Source organism: Brevundimonas sp. (genome assembly GCF_023259385.1).
Classification (GTDB): domain Bacteria; phylum Pseudomonadota; class Alphaproteobacteria; order Caulobacterales; family Caulobacteraceae; genus Brevundimonas.
In genome coordinates, this window is record NZ_JAHFPF010000163.1 from 1 (window position 1) to 8,002 (window position 8,002).

General features: G+C 68.4%; 11 protein-coding genes. 3 read left to right on the plus strand and 8 right to left on the minus strand.

Features of this window, described 5'->3' with window-relative positions; translation table 11 throughout:
- A partial coding sequence (locus tag Q0C81_RS12645; RefSeq protein ID WP_291838360.1) for a serine hydrolase occupies positions 1 to 655 on the plus strand: 655 nt, incomplete at its 5' end.
- Here the strand turns inward: Q0C81_RS12645 and Q0C81_RS12650 are convergent.
- The 7 genes from Q0C81_RS12650 to Q0C81_RS12680 all read right to left on the minus strand — a co-directional run bounded on the left by Q0C81_RS12650 (position 652) and on the right by Q0C81_RS12680 (position 6,068).
- The gene (locus Q0C81_RS12650; protein ID WP_291838363.1) at positions 652 to 1,581 is read right to left on the minus strand and encodes an MBL fold metallo-hydrolase; all 930 of its coding nucleotides are present in this window, start codon (positions 1,579 to 1,581) and stop codon (positions 652 to 654) included. The genes Q0C81_RS12645 and Q0C81_RS12650 overlap by 4 nt on opposite strands.
- A 129-nt stretch (positions 1,582 to 1,710) precedes the next feature.
- Positions 1,711 to 2,322, minus strand: a complete 612-nt coding sequence (locus Q0C81_RS12655; protein ID WP_291838366.1) for a superoxide dismutase — start codon at positions 2,320 to 2,322, stop codon at positions 1,711 to 1,713.
- 130 nt (positions 2,323 to 2,452) lie between these two features.
- A complete protein-coding gene (locus Q0C81_RS12660; RefSeq protein ID WP_291838368.1) occupies positions 2,453 to 2,680 on the minus strand; it encodes a hypothetical protein in 228 nt (75 codons plus the stop codon).
- The gene (locus Q0C81_RS12665; RefSeq protein ID WP_291838371.1) at positions 2,677 to 3,648 is read right to left on the minus strand and encodes a DUF4350 domain-containing protein; all 972 of its coding nucleotides are present in this window, start codon (positions 3,646 to 3,648) and stop codon (positions 2,677 to 2,679) included. Before Q0C81_RS12665 ends, Q0C81_RS12660 begins: the two co-directional genes overlap by 4 nt.
- Before the next feature lie 26 nt (positions 3,649 to 3,674).
- Positions 3,675 to 4,508 (minus strand): S-formylglutathione hydrolase, encoded by an 834-nt coding sequence (gene fghA, locus Q0C81_RS12670; RefSeq protein ID WP_291838373.1) that lies wholly within the window; start codon positions 4,506 to 4,508, stop codon positions 3,675 to 3,677.
- 8 nt (positions 4,509 to 4,516) lie between these two features.
- Positions 4,517 to 4,900, minus strand: coding sequence for a VOC family protein (locus Q0C81_RS12675; protein ID WP_291838376.1), 384 nt, complete (start codon positions 4,898 to 4,900; stop codon positions 4,517 to 4,519).
- A gap of 61 nt (positions 4,901 to 4,961) precedes the next feature.
- A complete protein-coding gene (locus Q0C81_RS12680; RefSeq protein WP_291838378.1) occupies positions 4,962 to 6,068 on the minus strand; it encodes an S-(hydroxymethyl)glutathione dehydrogenase/class III alcohol dehydrogenase in 1,107 nt (368 codons plus the stop codon).
- A 413-nt stretch (positions 6,069 to 6,481) separates the two neighbouring features.
- Between Q0C81_RS12680 and Q0C81_RS12685 the strand changes: the two genes are divergently transcribed.
- A complete protein-coding gene (locus Q0C81_RS12685; RefSeq protein ID WP_291838381.1) occupies positions 6,482 to 6,736 on the plus strand; it encodes a hypothetical protein in 255 nt (84 codons plus the stop codon).
- 89 nt (positions 6,737 to 6,825) lie between these two features.
- On the plus strand, positions 6,826 to 7,542 hold the full coding sequence (locus Q0C81_RS12690) for an NAD-dependent deacylase (RefSeq protein WP_291838383.1): 717 nt from the start codon (positions 6,826 to 6,828) through the stop codon (positions 7,540 to 7,542).
- On the opposite strand, the gene Q0C81_RS12695 is transcribed toward Q0C81_RS12690, so the two are convergent.
- A partial coding sequence (locus Q0C81_RS12695) for a manganese efflux pump MntP family protein (protein WP_291838386.1) occupies positions 7,539 to 8,002 on the minus strand: 464 nt, incomplete at its 5' end. The two genes, Q0C81_RS12690 and Q0C81_RS12695, sit on opposite strands and share 4 nt — an antisense overlap.

Below are 8,002 nucleotides of genomic sequence, written 5' to 3' on the forward strand. Positions count from 1 at the left end.
CATCCATTTCGATCCCGGCTCGCGCTTCGCCTATTCGGGCGAGGGCCTGACCCTGCTCCAGTTCATGATCGACCGCGGGCCGGGCCCGGACCTGGGCGACTGGACCCGCGACCGCACCTTCGCCCCGTTGGGCATGACCCGCACCAGCCTGATCTGGCGCCCTGACTTCGCGGCCAACATGGCCGACGGCTGGAAGATCGACGGATCGACAGAGCCGCATGACGAGCGATCCAAGGTGCGCGCCGCCGGGTCGATGGACACCACCATCACCGACATGTCCCGCTTCGCCGCCGCCCTGATCCGCGGCGACGGACTCAGCCGCGCCTCCCGCGCCGAACTGGTCCGGCCCCAGCTGCCGATCACCACCGCCAGCCAGTTCCCGACCCTGCAGGACGAACTGCCGCCCGCGCAGCGCAGTCCCGACCTCCAGTCCGGGCTCGGCGTCGTCACCTTCACCGGTCCGCAGGGCCCCGGCTTCTTCAAGGGCGGCCACAACGATACGACCGGCAACACCATGGTCTGCATCGAGCGCGGTCAGCGGTGCGTGGTCATCCTGTCCAACGACGTCCGCTCCGAGCCCGGCTTCGCCGATCTGGTCCGCTTCATCCTCGGCGACACCGGCGTGCCCTATGACTGGGAGTACGGCGCCGACTAGTTGGCTTCGGGCGCCCAGACGAAGCCGTCGTCGCGGCGCTGGAACCGGCCCAGCCCCGGGAACGGGAAGTGGACGCCGTAGATCCGCAGGTTCTGCGAGGCGCCGCGCTCCAGCAGTCCCTGCCGCGTGGCGATCGCGGTGGCGCTGTCGGCGTCCCAGTTGTTCTTCCAGTCGGGCCGCTGCACCGACAGGATCGAACTGTGCAGGGCGTCGCCGATGTACAGCAGCCGCCCGCCGCCCTGCGCGATCTCATAGCCTGAATGGCCGGGCGTATGGCCGTCCAGCGACACGGCGGTGATGTTCGGCGCCACCACCGATCCCGGGGCGAACGCCTGCACCTTCGGCGTGATCGCCCGGACCAGATCGGCCATGTCCGCGTCGGACTGCAGGGCGGTCCATTCCGGAATGCTCAGCCGGATCGTGGCGTTGGGGAACACCAGCGCCCCGTTGACCACCAGCCCGCCGACGTGATCGCCGTGGGCGTGAGAGATCAGGATGTCGGTGACCTGCGTCGGCGTCACGCCCGCCTCACGCAGCGAAGCCTGCAGCTGGCCTTCCGTGCCCATCTGGCCGCCCGCGCCTGTGTCGATCAGCACGACCCGGTCGCCGTCCTTCACCAGTAGCGGCTGGATCGACAGGTGGACGGTGTCGTCCGTGACGCCGGACGCCTTCAGCAGGGCCGAGACCTCGGCGGTGTTCGCCCACGGGCTCGCCTCCGTATTGCCCGCCGGCAGGTTCAGCGTCCCGTCCTTCAGCGCCACGGCCTCCCACTGGCCGATACGGAAGGCGTAGGTGTTCGCCTGCACGACCGCGGCCGGGGCGGGCGACGGCGCGGGCGCCGCGGCCTTCTTCTCTGCTTCGGGCGAACAGGCGCCGAGGGCCGCGAGGAGCAGTCCGGCGGCGGCGAGACGGGCGTAGAAGGTCATGGAAACTCCGGTGCGCAAATACGGCGACGCCTGATCTGGGGCGTCCGCGCCCGAACGCCACCCCCAGGATACAGGAAAGGCGCCGCAGCGATGCGACGCCTTTCCGAAGTCCGGACTGCCCGGCCGACCTTACTTGGCGGCTTCGTACAGTTCGTTGACCTTGTTCCAGTTCACCACCGACCAGAAGGCCTTCAGGTAGTCGACCCGGCGGTTCTGGTATTTCAGATAATAGGCGTGCTCCCACACGTCGGCGGCCAGAAGGACGGCGCCCTTCTCGTCGGCCAAGTCCATCAGCGGATTGTCCTGGTTCGGGGTCGAGGTGACCTTGAGCTTGCCGTCCTGGAGGATCAGCCAGGCCCAGCCCGAACCGAACTGGCCGGCGCCGGCGGCGTCGAAGTCCGCCTTGAACTTGTCCAGCCCGTCCAACTCGGCGTCGATCTTGGCGGCCAGTTCGGCCGACGGTTCGCCGGTCTCGCCCTGCGGGGCCAGCAGCTCCCAGAACAGGCTGTGGTTCCAGTGCCCGCCGCCGTTGTTGCGCACGGCCTTCGGCAGCTTGGACATGCCAGCGAACAGCTCTTCCAGCGACTTGCCCTGCAGAGCCGGATCGGCGTCGACGGCCTTGTTCAGGTTGTCGACATAGGTCTGGTGGTGCTTGTCGTGGTGGAAGGTCATCGTCTCCTTGTCGATCGCCGGCTCCAGGGCGTCATAGGCGTACGGGAGGGGCGGGAGGGTGAAGGCCATGGGGAGGCTCCTTTCGACAGGTTGAGTCTGGTCCGCATGTAGGCGGCCCGGGGCGGAGGCCCAAGGCGCGGCGGCGGAAATCTTCGACGTAGGAACGCGTGCGTCCCCGGATTGGCTGCAGCGGCGAGGACTAGCCGGCCTTCGGCAGATTGGCCTTCAGGCAGTCGCGCACCGCGCGGCGGTGATCGCCCAGCGCCGCCATATAGTCGACGCCCGCCGCCTCGAACGCGACCTTGGTCGCTGCGTCCAGCCCCTGCGGCAGGGCCGCGATCACCCGCTTCTGCCCCTTGTCGTGCAGGCAGAAGCCCACCTCGGTGCAGAGGGCCGCGAACATGTCGTCATAGGAAGCGTCGGTCATCTCAGGCCCTCAAGGCGGCTCAGCCAGTGCAGCAGGTTCAACGCGAACTGCTGATCGTCATGGCCGGGGGTCTGTAGACCGAAAACCATGTCCTCGCGCCCGGAATCGGCGGGAAACTTCACCACCTGCGCCGTCAGCATCCCGGCCTCGCCCAGCACCACCACCCGGCCGCGCCCGTGTTCGAAGGCCAGGCCCTGCGCCGGCAGGGCCGGCCGCGCCAGTTCGGCCAGCACCGCATCCCGGGTCGAGGGGTCGCCCTCCACCCGGTTGTTGATCTGCCCCAGCACCTGGACGTTCGCCGCCTCGTGGTCGTCCGGCCGCAGAGCCATCAGCACCGTCGATCCCGGCGGTCCGGACAGCGACTGGCCGGTGAAGCTGCGCACCCGGCTGACCGACTCCGACGCGTCGCGTCCGCGCAGGATCGGGTGGTCGCCCAGCGTCCCGGCCTGGGCGGAGAAATCCATCTGGGAGGTGATCCGCCCATCCTCGAAGCGGAAGGCGTAGCCCTTGCCCATGCCGACGCCCAGCGCCCGGCCCAGGGTCTCATTGGCGCTGCCGTAGGGGGCGTGATCAACCGCCAGCAACAGCGAGCCGCCGGCGCGAACCCAGCCGTCCAGCGCCGCGATCTCGGCCGCGGTGAAGGCGTCGGGACTGCCGCCGTCCGCGGGCCGCACGGCGTTGGAGATGACCAGCACGTCCACGCCGTCCAGAGCGCCCGGCTGGTCCAGCTTCTGCTCGCCCGCCCGGATGCGATAGCCATCCGCCTGCACCAGCGCCGCGAACCCGGCATAGCGTCCGCCGATGGTCTGCACGCTGTCGTGCGCCGCATCCAGCTGGATCAGGGGCCCCTCACCCGCATAGGCGGGGCGCGCCACCACCGGATGGAAGGACGGATCGCCCATCTGCTGCTGCGCCGCGGCGGGTGCGGCCAGGGTCAGGACAGACAGGATCAGTACAGGCCACTTCATCGGCGTCGCTCCGGTTCGCCCGGAGCCTACGCCTTCAGCCGCGCCGCATGGAAGGCCACGTGGTCGGCGATGAAACTGGCCATGAAGAAGTAGGAGTGGTCATAGCCGGGCTGCATCCGCACCGTGACCGTCTGCCCGCTGGCCTGGCCCGCCTCGATCAGGAGTTCCGGCTTCAGCTGTTCGACCAGGAAGCCGTCGGCGTCGCCCTGATCGACCAGGATGTCGTCAAAAACGCCGCGCGCCGTCCCGCCCTCGATCAGTCGGGCCGCGTCATGCTGAGCCCATTCCGCCCGGTCGTCGCCCAGATAGGCGGTGAAGGCCTTCTCGCCCCAGGGGCAGCGGGTCGGCGAACTGATCGGCGCGAAGGCCGAGACCGAGCGGAACAGCGCCGGATGCCGCAGCGCCAGCGTCAGCGCCCCATGCCCGCCCATGGAATGGCCGGAGATCGAGCGCCTCTTCGTCGTCGGGAAGTTCGCGTCGATCAGCCCGATCAGCTCCTCGACGACATAGGTTTCCATACGGAAATGCGGCGCCCACGGCGCCTGGGTCGCATCCACATAGAAGCCCGCGCCCTGCCCCAGGTCATAGGCCGGATCGTCGGCGACACCCTCCCCGCGCGGGCTGGTGTCGGGCGCGACGACGATCACCCCGTGCTCGGCGGCGGCGGCGTAGGCCCCCGCCTTGGTGGTGAAATTATCCTCGGTGCAGGTCAGGCCGGACAGCCAGATCAGCACCGGAAACGGCCCCGCGCCGGGCGGCGTGAAGACCGACAGCGTCATCGGCGTGCCGGTCGTGACGCTGTCATGCTTCAGGTAACGCAGCACGCCGCCGTGGACGGCGTGGGTCTTGGTCGTTTCCACGCGTTCGCTCAACCCGGCCGGTGCATGGCGCAGATCTTGTTGCCCGACGGGTCGCGCAGATAGGCCAGGATCATCGGGCCGAACGGGCCGATGCGCTCGCCGGGCGGGTCCTCGATCGCGCGGCCGCCGGCGGCGACCCCGGCGTCGTGGAAGGCCTGGACCATCTCGGGGGTCTTGGCGTGGAAGCCGATGGTGCCGCCGTTGGCGTGGCAGGCGGGGTCCCCGTCGATGGGCTTGCCGATCGCGAAGGCGCCGCGCGCCGAACGCCACCAGTAGCGCCCCTTGGGGTCCGGCCCGGCCGCAGGCTCCAGGCCCAGGGCGCCGAGCGCGGCGTCATAGAATTTGCGCGACGCCTCGATGTCGTTCGCGCCGACCGTCATGTGGGTGAACATCTCTTCCCTCCCTGGAATGAGACCGTTTTTTTAAACAACCTTTTCCGTGACGCAAGCGCCGTCAGAACACCACGACGCTGCGGATGCTTTCACCCGCATGCATCAGGTCGAAGGCTTCGTTGATCCGCTCCAGCGGCAGGGTGTGGGTGATCATCGGATCGATCTCGATCTTGCCGTCCATGTACCAGTCGACGATCTTGGGCGTATCCGTCCGACCACGCGCGCCGCCGAAGGCCGAGCCCTTCCAGACGCGGCCGGTGACCAGCTGGAACGGGCGCGTCGCGATTTCCCTGCCCGCCTCGGCCACGCCGATGATGATGCTCTCGCCCCAGCCGCGGTGGCAGGCTTCCAGCGCCTGGCGCATGACCACCGTGTTGCCGGTGCAGTCGAAGGTGTAGTCGGCGCCGCCGCCGGTCAGCTCGACCAGATGGGCGACCACGTCCGACACTTCCTTCGGATTGACGAAATGGGTCATGCCGAACCGGCGGCCCCACTCTTCCTTGTCCGGGTTGATGTCGACGCCGACGATCATGTCGGCCCCGACCATCTTGAGGCCCTGGATGACGTTCAGGCCGATACCGCCCAGGCCGAAGACCACGGCGTTGGCGCCCGGCTCGACCTTGGCCGTGTTGACCACCGCGCCGACCCCCGTCGTCACGCCGCAGCCGACGTAGCAGGCCTTGTCGAAGGGGGCGTCCTTGCGGATCTTGGCCAGGGCGATCTCGGGCAGGACGGTGTAGTTCGAGAAGGTCGAGCAGCCCATGTAGTGGGCGATGGCCTGACCCTTGTAGCTGAAGCGGCTGCTACCGTCGGGCATCAGCCCCTTGCCCTGGGTGCCGCGAATGGCGGTGCACAGGTTGGTCTTGCGGCTCAGGCAGCTTTTACACTGGCGGCATTCCGGCGTGTACAGCGGGATCACGTGGTCGCCGACCTCGACCGAGGTGACGCCCGGTCCGACCTCGACCACCACGCCCGCGCCCTCGTGGCCCAGGATGCTCGGGAAGATGCCTTCGGAATCCAGGCCGTCCAGCGTGTAGGCGTCGGTGTGGCAGATGCCCGTGGCCTTGATCTCGACCAGCACCTCTCCGGCGCGCGGTCCCTCCAGATCGACCTCGACGATCTCCAGCGGACGTTTGGCCTCGAAGGCGACGGCGGCGCGGGTTTTCATGGCTGGGCTCCTTGATTTGCGCCTGTGTGTCACGAGGTGCGTCGCAAAGGCCAGACCGTCGCGACGCCAATAAAGTGCACTGTGAAAAAATGGAGTGCACATAGTGCACTTTTGTAAAGCGTGCTTGACATCGCTCACGCTCGTCCGGGACGTCCGGAGTACTGTAGCGGAGGGATGCGTCAAAGCCGGTCGCACGACCGCACGCGCCCGGCGGAAGCTCACCCTGCCTGCACGGGTGGAAGCAAACTCCGGAGTGTCCATTTGGGCGTTCGGCGCTGGACGGACTTCAACCTCTCGCGACCGAGAAAATCTCCGAGGGTTGTGATACGCCCAAAAACTACAAGCAAAGGTTGCTGTCGCGCCGAAAAGAAACGACAGTCCCAAGGTCTGAAACCACCCTTGGAGAGACGACCGTGAAACTTGGAAGCGCCGTTGCGGCCATGGCCGCCGCCCTGTGTCTGTCGGCCGGTGTCGCGCCCGCCGCCGCCGTCAGCGATCCCATCATCTACGCCGGCACGACCTACTGGTACTGGGATGAAGCCCATACCCAGCTGGCCGGGTACCAGATCGTCGAGTGCAATGGAGTCCGCCACGGCCCCTACCCCGGCCCGGGCGAGCCCTATGCCTGGATCACCGAGCACGAGGTCTTCGTTCCCCTGAACTGCTAGCGGCCCAGTCCGGATGGCGGCGGCGCCGGGCCGCCATCCGGACGACGCCGCGCGCTGCGGGGCCGACCCCGTCGATGCTATGAAGACCCATGGCTTCTGGAAACCTCGTCATCCTTACCGGCGCCGGCATATCGGCCGAGAGCGGCGTCCCGACCTTCCGCGCCGACGACGGTCTGTGGATGGGACATCGGATCGAGGATGTCGCCACGCCTGAAGCCTTCGCCCGCAACCCCGCCCTGGTGCAGGACTTCTACAACAAACGCCGCCGCCAGCTGGCCGAGGTCCAGCCCAACCTCGCCCACCACGCGCTCGCCGAACTGGCCGCGCGATGGGAGGGCGACTTCCTGCTGGTGACCCAGAACGTCGACGACCTGCATGACCGCGCCCATGCCTTGCAGCCGCCCGGCCCCGGCTTCGAGCTGATCCACATGCACGGCGAACTGCTGAAGGCGCACTGCACCGCCACCGGCGCGGTCATCGACTGCCCCGACGACCTCGACCCGCGCCACGACAGTCCGTTCAGCAGCGAAGGCCGGCTGCGCCCGCACATCGTCTGGTTCGGCGAAATGCCGCTGCGCATGGAGCGGATCGAAGCGGCCATCGCGGACTGCGATCTGTTCGTTTCCATCGGCACATCGGGCGCGGTCTATCCCGCCGCCGGCTTCGTCCAGGACGCCCGACGCGCCCGCGCCCGCACGGTCGAGATCAATCTCGACCCGTCCCACGGCGCCCGCAGCTTCGACGAGGGCCTCTATGGTCCGGCGACCCGGACCGTGCCCGCCTTCGTGGACCGGCTGCTGGGCTAGGCCAGCCAGCCCATGTGTTCGGCCAGGATCGAGGCGCCGATCACGATGAGCGCCACCCCGCCCAGGAACTCGGCCGCCTTGCCCATCCGCGCGCCCACGGCCTTGCCGATCAGCATGCCGATGGTCGTCGCCACGAAGGTGGTGAAGCCGATGCTCGCGGCGATGATCCAGATGTTGGCGCCGATGAAGGCCAGGCCCACGCCCACCGCGGCCGCGTCGATCGAGGTGCCGATGGCGGTGGCGACCAGGGCCAGAACGCCGTTGCGCGCCGCCCTCGCGCCGCCGTCTTCATCGTCGACGGGCTGGAAGGCCTCCCACAGCATCTTGGCGCCCACCGCCCCCAGCAGGCCGAAGGCGATCCAGTGGTCGACCTGTTCGACGAAGCCGGCGGCGATCAGGCCCAGAGACCAGCCGATCAGCGGGGTGATCGCCTCGATGACGCCGAAGACCTGGCCGTTGC

What these genes read in the sequence shown, in the direction of transcription:
- Q0C81_RS12650 (WP_291838363.1), bottom strand. Translation starts at nt 1,581, where the DNA reads ATGACCTTCTACGCCCGTCTCGCCGCCGCCGGACTGCTCCTCGCGGCC.
- Q0C81_RS12655 (WP_291838366.1), bottom strand. Translation starts at nt 2,322, where the DNA reads ATGGCCTTCACCCTCCCGCCCCTCCCGTACGCCTATGACGCCCTGGAG.
- Q0C81_RS12660 (WP_291838368.1), bottom strand. Translation starts at nt 2,680, where the DNA reads ATGACCGACGCTTCCTATGACGACATGTTCGCGGCCCTCTGCACCGAG.
- Q0C81_RS12665 (WP_291838371.1), bottom strand. Translation starts at nt 3,648, where the DNA reads ATGAAGTGGCCTGTACTGATCCTGTCTGTCCTGACCCTGGCCGCACCC.
- Q0C81_RS12675 (WP_291838376.1), bottom strand. Translation starts at nt 4,900, where the DNA reads ATGTTCACCCACATGACGGTCGGCGCGAACGACATCGAGGCGTCGCGC.
- Q0C81_RS12680 (WP_291838378.1), bottom strand. Translation starts at nt 6,068, where the DNA reads ATGAAAACCCGCGCCGCCGTCGCCTTCGAGGCCAAACGTCCGCTGGAG.
- Q0C81_RS12690 (WP_291838383.1), top strand. Translation starts at nt 6,826, where the DNA reads ATGGCTTCTGGAAACCTCGTCATCCTTACCGGCGCCGGCATATCGGCC.